At 49.5% G+C, this 20,811-nt stretch carries 20 protein-coding genes and 7 tRNA genes; 6 read left to right on the forward strand and 21 right to left on the reverse strand.

What is annotated here, in order from left to right:
• Positions 1–11 precede the first annotated feature (11 nt).
• From ACYVUU_RS08550 to ACYVUU_RS08585, 8 genes are all read right to left on the reverse strand, one after another.
• Entirely contained in the window at positions 12–779 is a 768-nt protein-coding gene (locus ACYVUU_RS08550; protein WP_484500654.1) for a DeoR/GlpR family DNA-binding transcription regulator, read from the reverse strand.
• Between the two features lie 245 nt (positions 780–1,024).
• Complete coding sequence (locus ACYVUU_RS08555) at positions 1,025–1,897, reverse strand: aldose 1-epimerase family protein (protein ID WP_484500655.1); 873 nt, start codon at positions 1,895–1,897, stop codon at positions 1,025–1,027.
• A gap of 12 nt (positions 1,898–1,909) precedes the next feature.
• Positions 1,910–2,842: a hexose kinase gene (locus ACYVUU_RS08560; RefSeq protein WP_484500656.1), complete on the reverse strand. Its 933-nt coding sequence runs from the start codon at positions 2,840–2,842 to the stop codon at positions 1,910–1,912.
• 229 nt (positions 2,843–3,071) lie between these two features.
• On the reverse strand, positions 3,072–4,064 hold the full coding sequence (locus ACYVUU_RS08565; RefSeq protein ID WP_484500657.1) for a tagatose 1,6-diphosphate aldolase: 993 nt from the start codon (positions 4,062–4,064) through the stop codon (positions 3,072–3,074).
• Positions 4,065–4,112: 48 nt separating this feature from the next.
• A complete protein-coding gene (locus ACYVUU_RS08570; RefSeq protein ID WP_484500658.1) occupies positions 4,113–4,370 on the reverse strand; it encodes a hypothetical protein in 258 nt (85 codons plus the stop codon).
• Between the two features lie 30 nt (positions 4,371–4,400).
• A complete protein-coding gene (locus ACYVUU_RS08575; RefSeq protein ID WP_439774874.1) occupies positions 4,401–5,822 on the reverse strand; it encodes a PTS transporter subunit IIC in 1,422 nt (473 codons plus the stop codon).
• A 51-nt stretch (positions 5,823–5,873) separates the two neighbouring features.
• Positions 5,874–6,188, reverse strand: a complete 315-nt coding sequence (locus tag ACYVUU_RS08580) for a PTS sugar transporter subunit IIB (RefSeq protein ID WP_439774873.1) — start codon at positions 6,186–6,188, stop codon at positions 5,874–5,876.
• Positions 6,189–6,218: 30 nt separating this feature from the next.
• A complete protein-coding gene (locus ACYVUU_RS08585; RefSeq protein ID WP_439774872.1) occupies positions 6,219–6,707 on the reverse strand; it encodes a PTS sugar transporter subunit IIA in 489 nt (162 codons plus the stop codon).
• 330 nt (positions 6,708–7,037) lie between these two features.
• On the opposite strand from ACYVUU_RS08585, the gene ACYVUU_RS08590 reads away from it, so the two are divergent.
• Complete coding sequence (locus ACYVUU_RS08590) at positions 7,038–7,802, forward strand: DUF1129 family protein (RefSeq protein ID WP_484500659.1); 765 nt, start codon at positions 7,038–7,040, stop codon at positions 7,800–7,802.
• Between the two features lie 95 nt (positions 7,803–7,897).
• Here the strand turns inward: ACYVUU_RS08590 and ACYVUU_RS08595 are convergent, their stop codons facing one another.
• Positions 7,898–9,265 (reverse strand): aspartate ammonia-lyase, encoded by a 1,368-nt coding sequence (locus tag ACYVUU_RS08595; RefSeq protein WP_484500660.1) that lies wholly within the window; start codon positions 9,263–9,265, stop codon positions 7,898–7,900.
• Positions 9,266–9,612: 347 nt separating this feature from the next.
• Here ACYVUU_RS08595 and ACYVUU_RS08600 point away from each other — a divergent pair, with 347 nt between their 5' ends.
• Both ACYVUU_RS08600 and ACYVUU_RS08605 read left to right on the forward strand, forming a co-directional pair.
• A complete protein-coding gene (locus ACYVUU_RS08600; protein WP_484500661.1) occupies positions 9,613–10,779 on the forward strand; it encodes a galactokinase in 1,167 nt (388 codons plus the stop codon).
• A 24-nt stretch (positions 10,780–10,803) separates the two neighbouring features.
• On the forward strand, positions 10,804–12,273 hold the full coding sequence (locus ACYVUU_RS08605; protein WP_484500662.1) for a UDP-glucose--hexose-1-phosphate uridylyltransferase: 1,470 nt from the start codon (positions 10,804–10,806) through the stop codon (positions 12,271–12,273).
• Between the two features lie 97 nt (positions 12,274–12,370).
• Here ACYVUU_RS08605 and ACYVUU_RS08610 read toward each other — a convergent pair whose 3' ends face one another.
• From ACYVUU_RS08610 to thrB, 7 genes are all read right to left on the reverse strand, one after another.
• Entirely contained in the window at positions 12,371–13,264 is an 894-nt protein-coding gene (locus ACYVUU_RS08610; RefSeq protein WP_484500663.1) for an SEC10/PgrA surface exclusion domain-containing protein, read from the reverse strand.
• A gap of 169 nt (positions 13,265–13,433) precedes the next feature.
• A complete protein-coding gene (apf, locus tag ACYVUU_RS08615; RefSeq protein ID WP_484500664.1) occupies positions 13,434–14,273 on the reverse strand; it encodes an aggregation-promoting factor in 840 nt (279 codons plus the stop codon).
• Between the two features lie 257 nt (positions 14,274–14,530).
• Positions 14,531–14,603, reverse strand: a tRNA-Lys gene (locus ACYVUU_RS08620).
• A gap of 32 nt (positions 14,604–14,635) precedes the next feature.
• Positions 14,636–14,708 (reverse strand) — tRNA-Lys (locus ACYVUU_RS08625).
• Positions 14,709–14,741: 33 nt separating this feature from the next.
• Positions 14,742–14,814, reverse strand: a tRNA-Lys gene (locus ACYVUU_RS08630).
• 32 nt (positions 14,815–14,846) lie between these two features.
• Positions 14,847–14,919: transfer RNA gene (locus ACYVUU_RS08635), tRNA-Lys, on the reverse strand.
• Positions 14,920–15,060: 141 nt separating this feature from the next.
• Positions 15,061–15,924, reverse strand: coding sequence for a homoserine kinase (gene thrB, locus ACYVUU_RS08640; protein ID WP_484500665.1), 864 nt, complete (start codon positions 15,922–15,924; stop codon positions 15,061–15,063).
• 166 nt (positions 15,925–16,090) lie between these two features.
• Here thrB and thrC point away from each other — a divergent pair, with 166 nt between their 5' ends.
• Positions 16,091–17,569, forward strand: a complete 1,479-nt coding sequence (gene thrC / locus ACYVUU_RS08645; protein WP_484500666.1) for a threonine synthase — start codon at positions 16,091–16,093, stop codon at positions 17,567–17,569.
• Between the two features lie 104 nt (positions 17,570–17,673).
• Here the strand turns inward: thrC and ACYVUU_RS08650 are convergent.
• Together ACYVUU_RS08650 and ACYVUU_RS08655 are read right to left on the reverse strand one after the other, a co-directional pair.
• Positions 17,674–17,746 (reverse strand) — tRNA-Val (locus ACYVUU_RS08650).
• Between the two features lie 3 nt (positions 17,747–17,749).
• Positions 17,750–17,821: transfer RNA gene (locus tag ACYVUU_RS08655), tRNA-Glu, on the reverse strand.
• Between the two features lie 151 nt (positions 17,822–17,972).
• On the opposite strand from ACYVUU_RS08655, the gene ACYVUU_RS08660 reads away from it, so the two are divergent.
• Positions 17,973–18,058 (forward strand) — tRNA-Leu (locus ACYVUU_RS08660).
• A gap of 144 nt (positions 18,059–18,202) precedes the next feature.
• Positions 18,203–18,733: a GNAT family N-acetyltransferase gene (locus tag ACYVUU_RS08665; RefSeq protein ID WP_484500667.1), complete on the forward strand. Its 531-nt coding sequence runs from the start codon at positions 18,203–18,205 to the stop codon at positions 18,731–18,733.
• 58 nt (positions 18,734–18,791) lie between these two features.
• On the opposite strand, the gene ACYVUU_RS08670 is transcribed toward ACYVUU_RS08665, so the two are convergent.
• From ACYVUU_RS08670 to ACYVUU_RS08680, 3 genes are all read right to left on the reverse strand, one after another.
• Complete coding sequence (locus ACYVUU_RS08670) at positions 18,792–19,376, reverse strand: TMEM175 family protein (RefSeq protein WP_439775851.1); 585 nt, start codon at positions 19,374–19,376, stop codon at positions 18,792–18,794.
• 124 nt (positions 19,377–19,500) lie between these two features.
• Positions 19,501–19,686: a hypothetical protein gene (locus ACYVUU_RS08675; protein WP_439775850.1), complete on the reverse strand. Its 186-nt coding sequence runs from the start codon at positions 19,684–19,686 to the stop codon at positions 19,501–19,503.
• A 122-nt stretch (positions 19,687–19,808) separates the two neighbouring features.
• Positions 19,809–20,795: a LacI family DNA-binding transcriptional regulator gene (locus ACYVUU_RS08680; protein WP_439775849.1), complete on the reverse strand. Its 987-nt coding sequence runs from the start codon at positions 20,793–20,795 to the stop codon at positions 19,809–19,811.
• Between the last annotated feature and the right edge of the window lie 16 nt (positions 20,796–20,811).

Raw genomic sequence — 20,811 nt, forward strand, 5'->3', positions numbered from 1 at the left:
CTTCCTTTCGTTTATTCCTCGATGCGCGTTCGTATCGATGTAAATTGCCGATAATATTCCAACACGTCAGGAGAAATCTGTTCATTGGTAACCAATTCGTCGATATCGTACAGGCTGTAGAACTGGTAAAAGTCCCGGTGATTGAACTTATACATGTCGGCCACCAGAATCCGCTTTTGCGAATTATTAAGGCCAATGCTCTGCGTTTGTCCTTCTTCAATATCCGCCGTCAAAAGGGCAGCATCACTAATCCCATTGACACCAACAAAGGCCTTGTCGTAATTCATCGAATCCAGCTCATTATTGGAAAGCGCGCCATAGAAGCTGCCGCTGACCCGGCGGTAGGAGCCGCCGACCAAAACCAGCATGTAGTTGCGCGGATTGCTGCGTGCCATTTCAAAAATCGGCAGCGAATTGGTCACGATTCGCAGATTTTCCTGATTTAAGCGAGCGACCATAAATTCCAACGTGGTTCCCGGGCCGACATAGATGGTTTCATTGTCATTAACCAGACTTGCCGCCACTTTGGCAATTTCCTGCTTCTCCTGGATGTGGATTTCTCTTTTCTCCTGGAAATTCTGCTCGATCTGGGTCTGGGATGAGATAGCCTGGACCCCGCCGTGCAGGCGGATGACCTTGCCGGACTTGGACAATTCATCCAGGTCCCGCCGAATGGTCATTTCCGAGACATTCAATGCCTTTGCCAGATCAGCAACTGAAACATAACCTTGCTTGGTAACCGCGATCATTATTTGATCAAGACGTTCTCTCTTTAACATTCTCCACCTCTTGATCACCTTTGTTAATTCATGTTCGCTTACAAACATAATATAACATCGGTGAACACCTTTTTCAATACTTTTAAACAAAATTTTTTGCACTTTTCGCGCACTTCTTTTGAGTTTTACGCTAAAAGGCAAAACCATCTTGTTTAATTGTAAACCAAGCAAGGCAAAAAAACTGACACTTTTTGATAATTTCGCACAAAAAGCAATCAGTTCTACCAAGAAAATGTTCAAAATGATTAATCGAAAGTCAGTGTGGCCGTGATCTGGTTGTACATCTCTGGGAAGAGCCACTGCTCCCCATCCTTTTCGCTCAGTTCAACTGGCTGGCCATAGCGGTCTGGCAGGCCGCGGAAAGGCTCAACGCAGACAAAAGGCGCCTGATTCTCTTCCGGACTCCAGACGGCCAGGTAAGGGAAGTCGCTGATATCCAAAGAAACAGCGTGCTGGTGGCCGCTGGCCAGCTTAACGCGGCTGACAGCGTCTGCCTTGTAGATCTTCAAGCCCTTGTCCAGCATCGGCCAGCTCAAAGGCAGGTTGCCATCTTTAAGGGCAACTTTTTCTTCCTTGCCGCTTCTAAAAGGAGCAGGATCAATCAGCAAAGAGGTCAGTTCGGTTTGCTTTGGAGCAAATTCCAGGCGGTAGTCGGCCAAGTCCCCTTCCAGGTTGAAGGCCGGGTGAAAGCCCAGAGAATAGTACATCTTCTTGTCATTGAAGTTGTCGATCCGGTAGCGGATTAGCAATTCCTTCCCCCGCAGCTGGTACTTGACCTTGAAGGCAAAGTCGTAAGGATAGACCTGCTTTGTTTCAGGACTTGATTCAAAGAGCAGGACGATCTGGTCACTCTCCAGGCTGACAAGCTTAAATTCATAGTCGCGCAAAAAGCCATGCTGCTTCATCGCGTATTTTTGGCCATCCAGCAGGTAGGAATTATCATTTGACCGGCCAATAAAAGGAAACAGCAGCGGGGCGTGCCGACCCCAATAGCGGCTATCTGCCTGCCAGACGTATTCATAGCCGTCTTGCTTGCTCTTAACGCTCTGCAGTTCGGCGCCTAAAGAAGAAATCTTTACTTTCAGTTGCTCATTAGCGATCGCGTATTCTTTAGCCATTTTGCTTGCCCCCTAATATTTAGTGACCGTAACTTGCTTGTAGTATTTGTCAAATTGGCTTGGATCGATCCAGCCGGTCTTGGCCTGCATGGTATTCAGCATCCCCGTCGTCATCCCCCAGCGCAGGACATCCTCTGCCTTTTCACCCCGGTCGATAGCAACCGCCATCCCGGCCAAAGTTGAGTCGCCAGACCCAACTGGGCTGACCACCTTGATCTTCGGAATTCTAGCTTCATAGAAGTCCTGGCCGTGCTTGGCAAAGGCACCTCGGGCGCCAAGGGAAACGACTACCCATTCAATATTGGCCAATTCTGGCTGGCTCAAGGCCGCCTTAAGAGCGTCCAGGTCATCCAGATCGATTTTTTGCCCTAAGAGCTGCTGGAGCTCAGTTTCGTTTGGCTTGATCAAGTCTGGGCTGGCAGAGAGGCCTGCTTCCAAGCTCTTGCCTGAGCTGTCCAAGAGGACCTTCTTGCCGGCTTGGTGGGCCAGATCAATCAGCTTGGCATAGTAGTCAGCTGGAAGGCCCGCTGGCAAGGAACCAGAGATGGTTACCAAGCTGCTATCCTTTAAAAGCTGCTTAAAGTGGTCCAGGAACTGGTCCCCGTCAGCTTCCGTTAAGGTCGGGCCGGCTTCCAAAATTTCGGTCTGCTTGCCTCCGTCGTGCAAAATAGCGATGCAGCTCCGGGTCTCTTGGTTGATGTGCCAGAACTTGTAAGGCAATTCCAATTTCTTGAGCTGGTCTTCGATATATTGGCCGAAGTAGCCACCGGTAATCCCCGTGGCCAGGACTTCATGGTTTAACAGATTGATCACCTTGGAGACGTTGAGCCCCTTCCCGCCGGCTACCTTGCTGACCTGGCTGACTCGGTTGACGTCATCGATCTGCAGGTGGTCTAGGGGGTAAGAGATGTCGATTGACGGATTCATGGTGATGGTTAGGATCATTTTTTCTTTTCCTTTCTGTTATGTGCTCATTTTTTCAATGAAGGAGTTTAAAAGAAAACCCGCGAATTTATTAGAGAATTCGCGGATTAATGTGATGAAAGTGAATTTGTTAAGTGTCTATTTACTCAATGGTTAGAGGAAGAGAGTTTTCCATGGATTAATAACGCAACGTTCTAATCTATATGGGAGTAATTGAGGAGTTGTAATAAGTAAGTTTGGGAGAGTCGCCTTATTCAACTTCCAGCTTGTCACGCCATGACTTGGCACCAGTCAGAGCCTTGTTCAAGTTTTCGATATTTTCCTTGCCTTGGGTCCGCATCCACTTGCGGCCGGCTTCTTCGCCTTCAGCCGCGAAGATCTTGATGGATGGCTTCCAAGTTGCCCGGCCGCAGAGAACGCCGTTGAACTGGGCACCGGCTTCTTCGGCCAGCTTGATTTCAGCGATGAATTCTTCTGAAGTTACGCCGGCAGACAGGAAGATGTATGGGAGGTCAGTAGCGTCGGACTGCTTCTTGAACAATTTCTTAGCTTCTTCCTGGCTGTAAACGACTTCGTTGTCACCGTTGAAGCCTTCGACATACTTGATGTTGAAAGGAATTTCCACCTTTAAGACAGTTACGCCGTAACGCGGCTTGGAGAATTCCTTTTCAGCTTCGATTACCTTGTGGGCCTTGACCTTGGCAAATTCCGGACTTTGATTGTCGGCAATGTTGGCGTCATAAGTCAACAGTTCCAGGAAGAATGGCAAGCCAACAGCTTTGGCTTCGGCACCAACACGTTCGACAAAGGCATGCTTCTTATCGTTGATAGCTTCGCCTTCGTCTGGGTCGTAGTAGAGCAGGAACTTGATGGCGTCAGCGCCTTCTTCCTTGATCCGCAGGCCAGATTGGTTTTCGATCAAGTCGCACATTCTGCCTGGTTCACTGGTGTCGTAGCCAGTCTTTTCGTATGAAAGCAGCAGACCGCAATTCTTGTCGCGAACCTTGGTTGCCGGCAGACCATATTCAGGGTCAGTCAAAATACCAGAGGCATACTTGGTCAGTTCTTCTGAAACTGCCTTCTTGTATTCAACGATGGTTTCTTCATCGGCTGGCTTGTTGGCAGCCTCAGCCAGCATTCTCTTCAAAGACCCTCTTTGGTCGATGGCCAAAGCAGAAATGACGCCGTCAGCAGTTGACAGATTTTCCAAGTGCTGTGCAACATCCGCAGTAATTTTAATCATTAAGTTTTACCTCTATTTTTCTTTTTACTATTCCATTTATTACACGGACTACTTGCTTGAATCTTTTTTGTCTAAAGCATGTCCAGCCCAGTTGTAGTATTTCCGGCTGTAACGGTTCTTCTTGTTGTCCCAGACAACGATTTTGTAAAGAGCATAGGTCGTACCGATCATGGCCGCCGCTTGAAAGACCCACAGCTTGGTCAAAAGGCTGACGGCATTGATGATGATCACAAATACAGTCCACATAAAGACCCGGTCACGGCGTGCTTTTTCAGCAGCCGATACTGGTGAGTCAGACTTTTTCATAACAAAAACCTCCAAGCAAGTAATTATTTACTAATTCTTCTTTGCCTTAGCAGCAGCGTATTCAGCGTTGCGCTTCTTCATTTGCTTTGCGTACCACATAAAGAGCAGCAGGTAGGCAGCCAGAGCCAAAAGCGCGTAGACGATGAACATCCCTTGCTTGCTCCAGGCGTTACCAACCAGGTAGCCCAGGAACTTTTCAACTGGCCCTTCCATAGTCGTGTCGGAAACCAAAGTGTGGGCAGGAATTGAAGCACCAACTTGGTGAGCGACGTTAGTGACGAATGGAGCAACCAAAGTACCAGCCCACAGGAAGACAGGCAGTTCCAAGGCACCGATGATGATCATGCGGATGATCTTGCCGCGGGTGACAACCAGCAAGGCAGGTGCGATCCCCATCCCGATGATCCCGCCTAAAGGCATCAGTCTGTTGCCTGGCAGAACCATGGCTTCAAGCATCATGATTGGGGCCAAAACGTTACATGCAGCCCAGATTTCTGACCGACCGGCGATGAATGGCCAGTCCAAACCAATGTTGAAGGTCCGGCCTTCAAACTTCTTGGTAGCGAAAGTAGAGATACCTTGGGAAAGTGGTTCAACGGATGCAATGAACCAAGAACCAATGACTGAGAATAATTCAATGCAGGTACCAGCAGTGAAGGACAGAGTAAACATATTCTTCCAGCCGGCTTCAGTAGTGAAGTTGGTGCCAGCCAGCAGGGAAACGAAGACCCCAAGGTAAACACCGATGGCAAAGCGGCTGCCCCAGAAGCCAATCTTTTCATTCAGCTTAGCTGAGTCAAAGTCGAACTTGTCCAGCCATGGGAAGACCTTGTCAAAGAGCTTGTCGAAGACCATGATGATTGGGTTCATCATGTAGTTCATGTGGGTCGTGGTCATTGGGTTAGTGTCTGGAGCGTCCAACAGGTCGTTGAAGGTTGGCTTCATCAAGTCAGAGTTGATGATCTTCAAAGTCCCGATGAAGAGAACCAGGATGGTTGACAGCCAAAGCGGAGCCCCGCAGTACATGCAGAAGAGGCCGACAAAGGCTGAGTGCCAAACGTCGAAGATGTCGACGTCCAAGGTGTTGGTCTTGTTCCAGAGCAGCATGACCACGTTCAAGATGATCAAAACCAGCAGGTAGTACAGGGTGTAAGGTGAACCCCAGGTGATGGTAGCCAGAGGTGCCCAGCCCATGTCCAGGATATCCATGTGGATCCCGGTGTGTTCAACGAATTGCTTCATTGGCACTTGGAAGGCCGTCGTCAGCATTGACATGACGTTGCTGATGGCTGTCAAGGCGATGGCCAGCTTCATACCACCTTCAAGCGCCTTGCTGAATTTAACTCTGAAACACAGGGCAATCACCGTCAAAACCACCAGCATGATGGTTGGCGCGCCCATGTCGATCAACGGTTTAAAAACCGCGTTCGCAAAGGAAATAATCGCATTCATTTCTTTTTGTCCTCCCGACAAAAATCTTTTACTCTTTTACTCTTTGCCTTTTTATTCCGCTTCGATCTTCTTGCAGATCTTTTCTACTTCATCATAGACCGGCTGAGCCATGGCTGGAATCCGGTAAAGGATTGGACCGGCTTCAACGACTGGGATCTTTGGAGTGAAAGCCAGGTCGGTCTTAGCAATCGTCAAGTAAGCGTCGTAGTCCTTCAGCAAGTCTTCGTTGACGTCCTTGATCATGACCGCGTCACACTTAACATTGTGCCCGCGCTTCTTCATTTCCGCTTCAACTGCATCCTTAATTTGGTGGGATGAGTTAACCCCGGCACCACATGCTGCCAAAAGCTTGATTTGTCTAGCCATTGTTAAAAGCCTCCTATAAAACCTTGTTTCCTAAAAATGTCCGATCATAAATTCATAGATTTCGTCTGTGGATTTGGAATTGAAGAGCTTCTTCAATTGATCAACTGGCGTCGAATTCAAGAAATCCATGATTTGTGCCAAGATGTTTGCCTGTCCTTCCGGATCGTTGTTCAAGATCATGAACAGAAACTTAACATCCAATTCCTTGTCCGGTTCGATCATGTTGTGAAACTTAACCGGGTGGACCAGTTCGATCGGCACGATCATCCGCGTGTTCACGAACTCGCCTTCCGTGTGTGGGATGGCAACATTTGGCAGTTCCTTGGAAATCGGCGAAGTGTCAATCCCGGTTGGGTATTGCTTTTCACGCTCCAAGATATGCGCAATGAAGTCTCCTTTTACATAGCCCCGATCGAGCAACTTTTGGTAAACTTCGCGAATCACGGCTTCCTTGTCAAGCTGCTCACTGATGAACACCGCGTCATCAGCAAACAAGTCAGTTTTCGTCGCTGTCAACATCACAGCACTCCTTTCAATCACAGACAATCAATGAACTATTCTGAACACTTTTTGTTTGCTTTTGTTTGATTACACTGATTATTATAGTTGACCGTTTTCAATTGTGCAAGCGCTTTTTGTGTTTTTTTGTGTTTTTTCGTTATGCCTGTTAAAAGCACTGTGGAATAGCGCTTTGGATAGATATATATGGACATATTTTCAGCTATTTCAAGCTGAAAATGTAAAGAACAGAACAAAAAGCAACAAAAATCGGCAATTTTTTTGGCATAATCGTGAGAAAGCGCTATATTATTTATTGGCAACAAACACAAGAATGGAGGAAAAGCAACCATGAACGCACGTACGAAAAATCTACTTTCTGCTAATTCCCGGCAGGACAGCTTACGTAAGCGGGCAGAAAAAACGAACAAATATGAACAGTTAAAGAGACTGCCAGCTAAAAAGTTAACGGAAAAGCTAACCAAGAAGAATCAAAAGTACCTAACCAGTCTCAAGCAGGCACTAATAACCGAAGGAAAACTTGGTCAAACAGAGGCAGAAGATTTAACTGCTCCCCTTTTGGCCAAAATCGTCATCGCCCAGGAAGAAGGGCAAACTGCCCGCCGACTCTTTGACCTGGCTCCAACAGACCTGGCCCGGCAACTGCTGCAGCCGAAAGAAGAGAACGAGGCAGAGAGCAAGTGGCCATACTTCTTTGTCGTCTGCCTGGCCTTTCTGGCCATGTTCAGCATCCTGGCCGGCGTCTATGAGTCAATCGCAAAAGGAAAGCTTGATCCAAATAGACAGATCGGCTGGCTGACAATTTTAGTCCTCGCCCTCTTTATGGGCTGGGTCGTTACCCGCTATAAAGACCTGGTCAAAGCGGGAATCAAGCACAGTCACCTGCAGCTCTGGTCAATCATGAGTCTGGTCATGGCCGGCGCGATTATCTGGCTCCTGCGCTTGCCAGTTTTAAGAACTGTCAACCCTGCCCTGCCAGCTCCGTTATGTTTCATTGTCGCCGCTAGCGCAATCGCCGGCTTGGTCTTCTTAATGCGGCACTTTAAGATCAGCCATATCTTTTTTGAAGAGAGAAGAAAGCAAGCTAAGCAGTAATTAGTTTTCAAATATTTTTGGGACAAGAAAAGGCACTGAGCAAACGCTAGCGCCTTTCTTAAATAAATAGATTGTTTCTTTAACAAGTTTATTTTTTACCCCAGCAAGCCGTCCAGCTTTTCTTCACTCATCAAATGGCCTTCCAGAACAAGTTCACGGACGCTGCGCTTTTCCTTAAGGGCCCGCTTGGCGATTTTGGCGGAAAGCTGGTAGCCCAGGTATGGACAAAGAACGGTGGCGATGCCGACGCTGCCTTCCTTGAGCTGCTTGCAGCGGCCCTTGTTGGCAGTGATGCCCGTAATACAGTTTTCTACCAAAGTGTCGATTGCTCCAGTCAAAGCAGTAAAAGATTCAAAAAGCTGGTAGAAGACGACTGGTTCAAAGGCGTTCAATTCCAGCTGCCCCGCTTCAGCCGCCATGGTGATGGTGGTGTCGTGCCCGCAGACCAGGAAGGCTGCCTGGCTGACAACTTCCGGGATAACCGGGTTGACTTTGCCTGGCATGATAGACGACCCGTTTTGCTTGGCTGGCAGGTTGATTTCGGCAAAACCGCAGCGCGGACCAGAGGACAAGAGACGGAGGTCGTTGGACATCTTGGACAGGCTGATGGCGCAAGCTTTAAGAGCACCGGAAACTTCCACAAAGGAGTCCAGGTTTTCCGTAGCATCAAAGAGGTCATCTGCCTGCTTGAGTTCAAAGCCAAAGAGCTTGCTCAATTCACCAGCGATGTGGTCTTCATAGTATTGAGAAGCATTAATCCCAGTCCCGATCGCTGTTGCCCCCAGGTTGATCTCGTGCATTTCCATGGTGGCTTTTTCCAAGCGCTTCTTTAAACGAGCTACCATTGAAGCGTAGCCGGCAAAACTATCGCCCAAGGTCATTGGCACGGCGTCTTGCAGCTGGGTCCGGCCCATCTTGATCACGTCAGAGAATTCATCCGCCTTGATTCGCAAAGCAGCTTCCAGTTTGTCCAGGCTTTCCACCAGCTTCTCACTAAGCAAGATGGTGGTCATCTTGCCGGCAGTTGGAATCGTGTCGTTGGTGGACTGGGCCATGTTGACCTGGTCGTTCGGGTGAACCAGGTCGTAAGTCCCCCGCTTGCCGCCTAAGAGTTCGTTGGCCCGGTTGGCAATGACTTCGTTCATGTTCATGTTCGCGCTGGTCCCGGCTCCGCCTTGGATTGGGTCGACGATGAAATCAGCTGCAAACTTGCCAGCGATTACTTCGTCACAGGCAGTCTTGATTGCTGTCGCTTGTTCTTTGGTAAGTAGACCAATTTCCTGGTTGACGCTGGCAGCTGCCTTTTTGATCAAAGCCAGGTTGCTCAAGAAAACCGGACTCATCTTTAAGTGAGTGATTTCAAAATTCCGGCTGGCCCGTTCAGCCTGAACGCCGTAGTAGGCGGCTGTAGGGACTTCAAGACTACCAATTGAATCTGCTTCTAATCTGCTTGCTGCTTTCATCTGTTTTTGCCTCGTTTTTTTAGCTCTTTTTTTGATTTCTTTCTATGGCCAATACTATAGTTTAAAATTAGACCAATGTTAAGACCCTTTCCCGTTTTCTTTGCCATCTTTTTGGAAAAGGCTTACAAAAATTAGATTATTAACTTTGTCTGAGGGAAAAATTTATCATCCAAGGCGAAAGAGTTTAGACCAGTCATTAGTGAGACAGAATAAAAGCAAAAAATCATGCAAAAATGAGTTTAATCTCCTAGTTACATTTTGCCTTTTTTTCTCCTAAAACATTGTTTATTTTCGTGGAAGCGGTTAGAATGTTAATGACAAACAAATTGCGACAAAAGGTAACAAAAATGAACACAAAATTTTTAAAAAGTAATTTTGAGCAAATCTTCAAGCAAGAAGCAGCCGACCTCTTTTTCTCACCAGGCCGGATCAACATCATCGGTGAACACACCGACTACAACGGCGGCCACGTCTTCCCTTGTGCCATCAGCTTAGGGACCTACGCCGCTTACGGACCAAGAGAGGACAAGAAGATTGCCATCTGCTCTGGCAACATGAATAATGCCTTGGTCGTCTTTGAAATTGGCGACCGCAAGTTGGAAAACGACCCAGACCACAAGTGGATCAACTACTTCAAGGGGATGACCGCCTACGTTCAAGACGAAAGCCGCGAAATTGACCATGGCTTCAACCTTTACGTTTGGGGCAACCTGCCATACGGGGCCGGCCTGTCATCATCAGCCTCAATCGAAATGCTGATCGGGCACGTCCTAACTGATGAATACGGGCTAGAGATTGATCCAGTCAAGCTGGCCCAACTTGGCCAGAAGACCGAAAACGAGTTTATCGGTCTCTCTTCCGGGATCATGGATCAGTTTGCCGTCAACATGTCCAAGAAAGACCATGCCATTTTCCTTGATTGTGCCACTCTGAAATACGACTACCTGCCGCTGGATTTGGGCGATTACGAAATCATCATCATGTCCACTAATAAAAAGCATACCCTGGCCGACTCAGCCTATAACGACCGCGTCCGTGAATGCCAGGAAGCTACCAGAAGGCTGCAGGAAAAGCTCAGCATTGACCACTTAGGCGATATTGATGAGAAAACTTTTGACGAATACTCCTACTTGATCAATGATGAGACCCTGCTTAAGCGGGCCCGCCATGCCGTTTTTGAAAACCAAAGAACCATCAAGGCCACTAAAGCCATGCAGGAAAAGAATCTAAAGCAGCTGGGCCGCTTGATCAACGCCTCCCACGTTTCTCTGCGCTTTGACTACGAAGTTACTGGGAAAGAACTGGATACCCTGGTAGAAAGCGCCTGGAAGCAAGATGGCTGCCTTTGCGCCAGAATGATCGGCGGTGGCTTTGGCGGCAGCGCCATTGCCATCGTCAAAGAAGATAAGGCAGAAGAATTCAAGGAAAAGGTTGGCAGGATCTACCAAGACACCATCGGCTACGCCGCTAGCTTTTACGAAGCCAAGATCGTTGATGGGACTCATAAACTGTAAAAAATAAGGAGACGAGAAGCCGAAATGCTGATTGAAAACTTTGTGCGAAAAATTATCGCTAATACTGATTATCAAGAAATGGACCGGGTCTACCTCTTCAACCGCCTGCAAGCTTTAGTTGGTGATGGGGACGTTGAAGAAGAGACTTCCGGTGAAAGCAGCTTGCTGCAGCTGGTTGACCTGGCCGTTAAAAGGGGCAAGATTCCAGACGACGTGACCAGCCGGGAGATTTTGGCCGACCAGCTGGCAGATTTTTTGACTCCGGCCCCGAGTGAGACCAATAGACTTTTCTGGAACAAGTACGACCAAAGCCCAAAGGCAGCCACGGACTGGTTCTATGACCTCTGCACCCATAACAACTATGTTAAAAAGACCGCTATTGCCAAGAATATTTTTTTCTCCGGCAATAGCTCCTATGGCCACCCGCTAGAAATCACCATCAACCTCTCCAAGCCGGAAAAGGATCCCAAGGCCATTGCCGCCGCGGCCAAAAAGAAAGATACTGACTACCCGAAATGCGACCTCTGCCTGGAAAACGAAGGCTACTTGGGCGACTACGGAAAGAATGCCAGAAGCAATTTACGGATTATCCGCATGAATATTGGCGGGGAGAAATGGGGGATGCAGTACTCCCCTTACGCCTACTTTAACGAACACTGCATCTTTTTAGACCAGATCCATGAGCCAATGGTCATCAAGCAGCAAACCTTGATCAATCTGCTGGAAATCGTCAAGACCTTCCCCCACTACATGGTTGGGTCAAATGCTGACCTGCCAATCGTCGGCGGCTCCCTTCTGTCACATGAGCACTACCAGGGTGGCGGCCACCGCTTCCCAATGATGAACGCCGCAGTCAAGCAGGAGCTCACTTTTGCCGGCTACCCGCAGGTAAAAGGCGGCATCGTTGACTGGCCAATGAGCGACATCCGCTTGATCAGCCAGGACACTGAAGCCTTGATTGAATTAGGCACTAAGATCATCAAATCCTGGCAAAAGTACAGCGATCCTGACTTGGGGATTGTGGCAGAAAAAGATGGCGTTCATCATCATACGGTTACTCCGATTGCCCATAAGGACGGGGATGAATACGTCTTAGAACTCGTCTTGCGCGACAACAACACCAGCAGTGACTACCCGCTGGGCATTTTCCACCCCCACCAGGACAAGTGGCACATCAAGAAAGAAAATATCGGCCTGATCGAAGTCATGGGCCGGGCCATCCTGCCTGGACGATTGAAGGGTGAACTGAGCGAGGTCAAGAAATACCTGCTTGGCCAGGAGAATAATATTGCTGAGATCCACCTGCCATGGGCCAAAAAATTGCAGGAAAAGCACACTGATATCAATGAACAAAACGTTGACCAGATCCTGCAGCAGGAATTGCTGGACGTTTTTGACCAGGTCCTGGCCGACGCCGGGGTCTACAAAGACACCGCGGCTGGTGAAGCTGGCTGGCAAAAGTTCTTAGCCATGATTGCAGCTGAAAACAAATAATAAGAGACAGAAAACAGAAACAAAGTAAAAAGGCATGGTTCCCAAACAAATGGAATCATGCCTTTCTTTTGCTGTATTTTGTTTATTTTTCTCCAGCTTACGCCTTAAAGCTGCCCCAGTAGGCACCGCCGTAGGCCCACTTGAGGTGGGACGGCACCCCGATGTAGTGCATGGAGTAAGTGCCGTTGGTGTATGACACGTTGAAGCCGTAGTAGTCCCAGTCGCCGTCGTACTTGCCGCCCTGGGTGTTCATCAAGTCCCCGGCGTGCTCCCATTCAGTGTATTGACTGAGCTGGGTAACCTTGCTCTGGTTGGCGTAGCGGTAGCCGAACATCATTGTCTTCAAACCAAAGTAGATGTCCTTCTTCATGGCCGTCATGGTGAGCTTCTGGCCATCCTTAAAGCCCGCCATATCTTCTACATAGTTGTAGTTGCCTGGCAATTTCAGGCCAACCCGCTTGGTGGCCCGGACGATCCCCGGGACATAGTGGCCGGTGGCGATCGTCTTCTTGTTTGCCACGTACTCCTTGGAAATTTCAAGCGCCAGCTTCTGGGTCCCCTTGCTGTACTTCCACTTCTTCAAGCCCATTTTTACCCGGGCCTGGTTGATCAAGCGCAAGGAGTAGACGGCCAGAGTCTTGGACTGGCTGGTCGTCAAGTGGCCATTGGTCAATTTGACGATGGTCTTGTCGTCCTTGCTGCTCTCTGGCAAAGCACTTTGGTCGAAAGTGTTAACTTGCATCCCCTTGACGTTGATTTGCCGCCACTTCTTCAGCCAAGCCGCGTTCTTCTTGTTTTTCAGCCACTTCTTCTGCTGGCTCGAAGACAAAGTAGAGTACTTGTAGGCCTTCTTCAAGTTAGCCTTGGTATAGCCCGCCGGCAAGGTAAAAACTGCCTTGCGGCTGCTGGCTTGGGCTGGCTTGACTTGACTAATGGTAAAAACTGCTCCCATTGCCAAAGCCGCTACAGTACTTGCAAAAAATTTCTTCATTGTTAAACCTCTGTTTCTCAATTCAAATTCTATCCTATTTCTTTTATTATAACTTGTTTGGCAGCTTTTTTCTCTTTAAAAAAGCAAATGACCAGCAAACAAGCAATGAAACAAAGAAAAATGGTTCCCCGAAAGGAACCATTTTCGCATAGCACGTGTCTAGTCGTTATTAGTACCAGCCGTTAGCCTGCCAGAAGGCCTTGGCTGCGGTCCATGAACCGTACCGGCTCAGAACGTAGCTGTTGGCAACCTTTTCCTGGTTGGCGGCAGAAGTGTCACCGTTCAAGTAGCTCAAGCTCAATTGGTACTTGCCGTAGTAGTTACCGTTTGAGGCAGTGTATGAGCCGCCGCTTTCCTTGTTTGCGATCCAAGCCTTAGCCGCTTCTTCAGATGATGAAGAAGTTGAGCTTGAAGTGCTTGCGGAAGCAGTTGAAGTTGAAGCAGAAGTGCTTGAACTGGTCGTGCTTGCGCTAGAGCTGGAAGTGTTGGCTGAGCCAGTGTTTGCGCTGTAGCTGTAGTTGTAGCTTGAGCCGTAGCCGTAGTTATTAGCTGATGAGCTGTAGCTCGTAGTGTAGCCAGTAGCCGTTGAGCTGTTAGTGCTCTTGGCCTGGTAACCGTTGCCAGTAGTTGAACTGGTAGTGTTGTTAGCAGTGTTAGTGCTGCTGGTATTCGCGTTGTAAGTGCTGCTTGAAGCAGTTGATGCTTCAGTGGTGTACTTGGCCATGATCCATTGGCGGTTGCCGATCTTGTACCACTTTTCACCTGAAGCATCGCGGGCGGTCTTAACTACCTGCCATGAGCTGCCGTCCTTAACGGAGCCGGTAACCGTAGCAGTGTGGTAGTTTGACCAAGTTGCAATTGATTGTCCATCAATGTAGTCAACCGTTACGCTGTCACCGATGGTTGCCGCGTCTGCTTGACCGTTCGTGCCTAAGCTGATCGCTGCCACGCCAGTCAAAGCCAAGCCTGCAGCAAATACTGATTTAAGTACGTTAGATTTGATGTTCAAAAAAATTCTCCTTTGTTTGTCGCAAGCTCTCGTCTGCCAAGTTACTTCTCCTTTGGCAAATTCCTTCTTGCTGCTCTTGTGTCATTTGACAGTTTATATGTTAACAGGGCCAAATTTCAAAACGATAGCAAAAGAGTAACGGTCCAGTTAAGAAGAGATTACAGGAAAAAGTCTTTTTGTAACATTTGTAATATTTCCTCGCTAAAAATATCGCTGGAAGCAAAAAAGACACCACGCAAACGCGTGATGTCTTGGTATGGGTCGTCAGGGGATCGAACCCTGGACACCCGGATTAAGAGTCCGGTGCTCTGCCAGCTGAGCTAACGACCCAAATGGATTATTTAATTGGCGCCGAAGCGCGATGGGTCGTCAGGGGATCGAACCCTGGACACCCGGATTAAGAGTCCGGTGCTCTGCCAGCTGAGCTAACGACCCAAATGGATTTATTTAATTAGCGCCTGAGCGCGATGGGTCGTCAGGGGATCGAACCCTGGACACCCGGATTAAGAGTCCGGTGCTCTGCCAGCTGAGCTAACGACCCAAATGGGTTATTTAATTGGCGCCGAAGCGCGATGGGTCGTCAGGGGATCGAACCCTGGACACCCGGATTAAGAGTCCGGTGCTCTGCCAGCTGAGCTAACGACCCAAGTGGGCTGCGGCTGACTTTCGTCAACCGACATTTATTTATTATACAGAAATGCGACAGGAATGCAAGCCTTTTGGCAAGATTTTTGCTCAAAAACTTGCTTTTCCTGACCAGCCCTCCTAAAAACCTTCTCTTTCTTCCTTATTTTTGCCAAAAAGCACCCCGCGGGGCGACTTCCAGCCGGCGGATCTCATCCTTTAAGCCCGCCTCTCTGACTGCGTCGACGAAGTCGCTGATATGCTGGGGGTCAACCAGACTCATGATGGTCGGGCCCGCCCCAGACAGGTAAGTCGCTACCGCCCCGTGCTCATGGCCAACGTTGCGGATGATTTCAAGTTCCGGTACCAGCTGGCTTCTGTAGCGCTCATGGAAGAGGTCAGCCTCCATTAACTCCCCGGCCTTTTCATATTCCTGGGCAAAAAGCGCTGCTACCGCCGTATTAGCCACGGCACTGGCCTGGACGGCGTCTTTAAAGGAAAGTTCCTTGGGCAAAACCGCCCGGGCATCGCTGGTCTTCAAGTTGTAGGCCGGGATATAGGCGATCATGGCAAATGGCGGCACCGGGGCCTTAACAGCCGTAAAGTGGCCGTTGACCTTGCAGCCGACAACCAGGCTGCCCAGGATGGTCGGAGCCACGTTATCCGGGTGCCCTTCCAGTTGAGCCGCGATTTCGATTTTTTCATGCGGGGCCAAGTGGAGCTGGCCCAGCTGGTCAGCCAGCTCGATCCCGCCAACGATTGCGCTGGAGCTAGAGCCCAGGCCATGAGCCAGGGGGATGTCTGACTCAACCCGCAAGTGCTGGGGAGTTAAATCTGGCTTGACGCTTAAAGCCGCTTGGACGATCATGTTGCCTTTCCCGCTCGGCAGGTCCCCTAAGTTATGGTCTACCTGCCAGTGGTCGCTTTCGCCCAAGACTTCAATGGTCAGGTACAAGGAGATGGCTACTCCAATGGAGTCGAAACCCGGGCCCAGGTTGGCGCTGGATGCTGGAACTTTGATTTTCACGCTTCTTCACCTCAATAATTGGCAATTGCTGACTTTTTAATCATTCTATCATGTTTTCTCTTTTAGAAAAATGATTTCCCCGCTATAATTAGCCATAAAGGAAAAAATCTTTTGCAACCATCGTTACTAGTTTATAGATCGCGCATCTGACTTTTAGGGAGGATTTATGATTTACCGCAGTACTCGCAGCCAAGGGCAGGAAGTTACCGCTGCCCAGGCAATTGTTCAAGGTCTGGCCCCAGACGGCGGCCTTTTCGTGCCCAAAGAATTCCCGGCTCCATTCTCAGCCGCTGATTTAAAGGAAATTTTTGCCCTGCCTTACCAGGAAATGGCTAAAAAGATCCTGGCTCTGTTCTTGACCGACTACAGCGAAGAGCAGCTGGCAGAGATCGTTAAAGGCGCCTATGGCCAGCAATGGGATGACGAGAGAATCGCCCCGCTGACTGATAAGAAAGCCGGCAATTACTACCTGGAGCTCTTCCACGGTCCGACTCTGGCCTTTAAGGACGTAGCCTTGCAGTGCCTGCCCCGCTTGATGAAGACGGCCTTGGAGAACGCAGACGACCAGCGGGGAATCGTTATTTTGACCGCTACTTCCGGGGATACCGGGACTGCGGCCATGCGGGGCTTCCAGAGCTTAGCCAAGACCCGGGTCATCGTCTTTTACCCTTACCAAGGGGTGGCTCCAATCCAGCTTAAGCAGATGCTGAGCGAAAACAGCGACAATACTGTGGCTGTTGCGGTTGAAGGCAACTTTGACCAGGCTCAGAGCCGGGTCAAGCAGATTTTTAACGACCAGGACATGAACAAGTTGCTGGCCAGCCATGACTTGACCTTCTCCAGCGCCAACTCCATGAATGTCGGCCGCCTTTTGCCCCAAGTCGTCTACTACTTCGCCGCCTACAAGCAGCTGCTGGACCAAGGGGCGATTGCATTCGGCGATCCTGTCAACTTCTCCGTGCCAACTGGGAACTTCGGCGATATTCTGGCCGGCTATTATGCTAAAAAACTGGGCCTGCCAGTTGGCCGCCTGATCTGCGCTTCCAACAAGAATAATGTCTTGACCGACTTTTTCAAGACGGGCAAGTATGACAAGAAGCGGGACTTCTACGTGACCAACTCTCCGTCCATGGACATTCTGGTTTCCAGCAACCTGGAGCGCCTGCTTTTTGACCTCTGCCAAGACCCAGATACGGTCAAGGGCTTGATGGAGCAGCTGAACACTAAGGGCGAATACCAATTGCCAGAAGACATGCAAAAGAAATTGTCAGGCTTTTGGGCTGACTACGCGACTCCAGAAGAAATCGAAGGCGAAATCAAGCGGGTTTACGCAGAAAGCGACTATGTCATCGACCCGCACACGGCTGTGGCTTCTTTAGCCGCCAAGCGCTTTAAAGCAGAAGACGACAAGCCTACTGTCGTCCTCTCTACCGCCAGTCCTTACAAGTTCCCGGAAACTGTATACCACGCGATCAGCGGGCAAAGCGTTAAGGAAAAAGGCCTGCCAGCTCTTAAGGAACTTACAGACTTGACCTGCCCTGCTCCAAAGGCCATGGAAGCCTTCCTTGGCCACAGCTCTCGGGAAATCGTCATCCCGGCCGACGACATGGCTGACGAAGTCAAGCGGCAGCTGGATTTGGACTGATTTTTCCAAAAAGAGAATAGATAAACGAAAAGCAGCTCAGGATTTACTCCTTGAGCTGCTTTTGCCATGTAATTGGAAATAAGAAATAAAAAGAAAATAAAAAATGGAGGATACAGGGCTCGAACCTGTGACCCTCTGCTTGTAAGGCAGATGCTCTCCCAGCTGAGCTAATCCTCCATATGACCCGTACGGGATTTGAACCCATGTTACCGCCGTGAAAGGGCGGTGTCTTAACCACTTGACCAACGGGCCATTTATTTTGCTTGGCCTTTTCGCAAGGCACGATTACTAGTATACCCGATCCAGGAGAAAAAGCAAGGGGCTAACACAAAAAACTTATTATTTTTATTTGCAAAAAGCTCTTGCACTTTTCCCTGCCTTTGCTATACTAGTAGATGTGCTTGCGGGCGTGGCGGAATTGGCAGACGCGCAAGACTAAGGATCTTGTGACCGCTTTTGGTCGTGGAAGTTCAAGTCTTCTCGTCCGCACTAAGCGAAAGGAACTGGTTTGTCCAGTTCCTTTTTTCTTTCTCCGAGAACTTTTTTGCTAAAATATTCTTAGAGTGCTAATTGAAAAGCAAAGCTCTAAGTAAAATAAGTTGTAAGAAGTACACTTTTAAAGGAGAAAAACATATGACTGAATTAAACTGCCGCTTGGCCACCAGCGCCGATTTAGACGCCCTCTGCCAGTTCTACCAGGATATCTGCGACCACCAGAGCCAGGACCAGTACGGGGCCGACTGGCACTGGGGAATCTACCCGGCTGAACAGGACATCAAAGAAGCCATCGACCAAAAGCGGGCCGTCGTTGGGATCAAGGACGGCAAGATCGCCTCAGCTGGCATCTTGACTATCGGTAATGACCCCCTTTACAGCAAGTTCACTTGGCCTACCCCAGCTAAAGACGATGAAATCGCCGTTCTTCACCTTTACGGCGTCCACCCCTCCTTCCGCCGGCAAGGCCTGTCCGGCATTCTTTTGACCTTTATCAAGGACCATGCCAAAGAACTTGGCTGCAAGGCGATCCGCTTAGACAGCATGGCCGGTAACGTCCCTGCCCGCCGCCTCTATGAAAAGAACGGCTACCGCTTCGTCAGCCAGGAAACGGTCCACTACGACGACATCGGCGACACCAAGGTTGACCTGCTTGAATTAGCCTTATAACAAGAAAAATCCACAAGCTCAGCTTGTGGATTTTTTCTCTGTTCTTATTTGTTTCTTTCTATTCCTTGTTCTTGCTCTTTTCCCGCCATTCCTTGGCCCGCCGGTCGGGCAAGAACCACATCAGCATGACCAAAGCCATAAAGACCCAGGACAAGACCGGCCAAGCAAAAGCAGACAGGGCGATCCCCAAATTGGCGGCCAGGGTCAAGTAGCCCTTGATCCCCATATTAACCCGCAAGTCCTGGCTGTCGCAGGCAATCTGCCAGGCAAAGTGCTGCAAGAGGATAAAACTGACCGAGGTCAAAAAGAGAACCAGGCCATAAAAGAACAGGGGTGGCCCAGCCAAGGGGTTCTTGCCCACCCAAGCTGTGGCCAGGGGAATTAAAGACGACATGAAGAGCCAGACCATGTTGGTCCAGATTACCTTGTGGTTGACTGACGGCAAAGCGTGGGTGATGTTGTGGTGGTTGACCCAGTAAATAGCCATATAAAAGAAGCTGAGCAGGTAGATGGTCAGCTGCGGGACAAGCGGCTTTAGGGCCTGGAAAGTTGCTTCTTCCGGGGCCTTCATTTCCAGGACCATGATGGTGATGATGATGGCCAAAACGCCATCGCTGAATGCTTCCAAGCGGTTCTTGTTCATTTTTCCTCCAAAACAGAAATACTCAATATGCGCGTTAAAAATACTTTTATTGTCTCTTAACCATTTTAGCCTACTTTTGCCAAAAAGAAAAAGCCTGGCAAACCCAGGCTAAATTCTATCAACTTTACTCTTGATTCTTGTAATCAGCTTCCATTTCTTGCGGATCTTCCGCCTCTTCTTCATCGAAGCTGTATTCCATCTTCTTGTTGCGGTCCTTCATAAAAGCATAGGCAATCTCAACCGCGTAGACCAAGAGGCCGACCAGGCCAAAAGCCAGAAGGAACAGGCAAACGCGTTTCTTCTTTTCCATGCTTGTCACCTTATTTCTATTGACAAAAATTACTTCCTAATTTTATTATAAGCGCTTTTATAAAAAATAACAGGCAAAAAAACGATCAGCACAAAGGAAAAAGCATCCCTCTTAGGAGATGCTTAAACAGTCTGGTTTCTGAGCAGCTTGACCGGCAGCAGGTAACTGTTTTGGGCCAGCTTCTTCTCCGGATCCGCGATCCGCTCGTAAAGCAGCTTGACCAAAGTCCCGGCTAAATCCGGAATCGGCTGGACGATCGTGGCTAGTTCTGGCACATAATTCTGCACCAGCTGGGTCCCGTCAAAGCCGACTATTTTCAAGTCCTCCGGCACCTTGATTCCTAACTTCTTAGCTTCTTTTAAGAGCAGGATCGCCGTCAGGTCGTCTGAGCAAAAGACCCCGTCGATTTTCCGGCCGCTGGTCAAGAGTTCCCGGAGTTCCCGGCCCTTGGCGGCTGGCAATTCGTAAAAGGCTGACCGGGCAGTGTGGACCGTCAACCCCGCCGCGGCTACCGTATCCGCGTAGCCATCAAAGCGGCGAGAAGTCGGATTTCCCGTCTTGACCGGGTTGCCGACAAAGTAAATATGGCCGCATCCCGCGTCCAAGAGAGCCTGGGTGGCCAGGCAGCCGCCCTGGTAGTTGTCGCTAGTCACGATCGGCACCTGGTCGGACAAGTCCCGGTCAAAAGACACGATCGGCAAGCCGTAGCGCCGGTATTCTTCAATGCCCAGGTTGTGCGAACCCGCGATGATCCCGTCAACCTGGTTGGCCTCCAGCATCCGCAGATAACGCCGTTCTTTCTCACTGTCCTGGCCGGCGTCGCAGAGCAGCATCTTGTAGCCGTCCGCTTCCAGCTTGTCCTCAATTGCCGCAACCAGTTCCGCGAAGAAGGGATTGGTGATGCTGGGCATGATTACCCCGATCATCTTGGTCTGCTTGCCCTGCAAAGACCGGGCCAGGGTGTTGGGCTGGTAGTTCAGCTCCCGCATGGCCGCGTAGACCCGGTCCCTGGTCTTCTGGCTGATGTAGCCGTAATTGTTGATCACCCGCGACACCGTGGTTGGTGAGCAGCCAGCTTTTTCCGCCACATCAGTTAATTTTGGCCTCATTGCCATCCCCCTCTTC

It is taken from the genome of Lactobacillus sp. WILCCON 0058 (assembly GCF_057198005.1).

Bases quoted from the DNA above. Each gene is read 5' to 3' on its own strand.
- ACYVUU_RS08610 (WP_484500663.1), bottom strand. From the start codon at position 13,264: ATGAAGAAATTTTTTGCAAGTACTGTAGCGGCTTTGGCAATGGGAGCA.
- ACYVUU_RS08590 (WP_484500659.1), top strand. From the start codon at position 7,038: ATGAACGCACGTACGAAAAATCTACTTTCTGCTAATTCCCGGCAGGAC.
- ACYVUU_RS08550 (WP_484500654.1), bottom strand. From the start codon at position 779: ATGTTAAAGAGAGAACGTCTTGATCAAATAATGATCGCGGTTACCAAG.
- ACYVUU_RS08595 (WP_484500660.1), bottom strand. From the start codon at position 9,265: ATGAAAGCAGCAAGCAGATTAGAAGCAGATTCAATTGGTAGTCTTGAA.
- ACYVUU_RS08605 (WP_484500662.1), top strand. From the start codon at position 10,804: ATGCTGATTGAAAACTTTGTGCGAAAAATTATCGCTAATACTGATTAT.
- ACYVUU_RS08580 (WP_439774873.1), bottom strand. From the start codon at position 6,188: ATGGCTAGACAAATCAAGCTTTTGGCAGCATGTGGTGCCGGGGTTAAC.
- ACYVUU_RS08560 (WP_484500656.1), bottom strand. From the start codon at position 2,842: ATGATCCTAACCATCACCATGAATCCGTCAATCGACATCTCTTACCCC.
- thrC (WP_484500666.1), top strand. From the start codon at position 16,091: ATGATTTACCGCAGTACTCGCAGCCAAGGGCAGGAAGTTACCGCTGCC.
- ACYVUU_RS08670 (WP_439775851.1), bottom strand. From the start codon at position 19,376: ATGAACAAGAACCGCTTGGAAGCATTCAGCGATGGCGTTTTGGCCATC.
- ACYVUU_RS08680 (WP_439775849.1), bottom strand. From the start codon at position 20,795: ATGAGGCCAAAATTAACTGATGTGGCGGAAAAAGCTGGCTGCTCACCA.
- ACYVUU_RS08565 (WP_484500657.1), bottom strand. From the start codon at position 4,064: ATGATTAAAATTACTGCGGATGTTGCACAGCACTTGGAAAATCTGTCA.
- ACYVUU_RS08675 (WP_439775850.1), bottom strand. From the start codon at position 19,686: ATGGAAAAGAAGAAACGCGTTTGCCTGTTCCTTCTGGCTTTTGGCCTG.
- ACYVUU_RS08585 (WP_439774872.1), bottom strand. From the start codon at position 6,707: ATGTTGACAGCGACGAAAACTGACTTGTTTGCTGATGACGCGGTGTTC.
- ACYVUU_RS08600 (WP_484500661.1), top strand. From the start codon at position 9,613: ATGAACACAAAATTTTTAAAAAGTAATTTTGAGCAAATCTTCAAGCAA.
- ACYVUU_RS08575 (WP_439774874.1), bottom strand. From the start codon at position 5,822: ATGAATGCGATTATTTCCTTTGCGAACGCGGTTTTTAAACCGTTGATC.
- ACYVUU_RS08570 (WP_484500658.1), bottom strand. From the start codon at position 4,370: ATGAAAAAGTCTGACTCACCAGTATCGGCTGCTGAAAAAGCACGCCGT.
- ACYVUU_RS08665 (WP_484500667.1), top strand. From the start codon at position 18,203: ATGACTGAATTAAACTGCCGCTTGGCCACCAGCGCCGATTTAGACGCC.
- ACYVUU_RS08555 (WP_484500655.1), bottom strand. From the start codon at position 1,897: ATGGCTAAAGAATACGCGATCGCTAATGAGCAACTGAAAGTAAAGATT.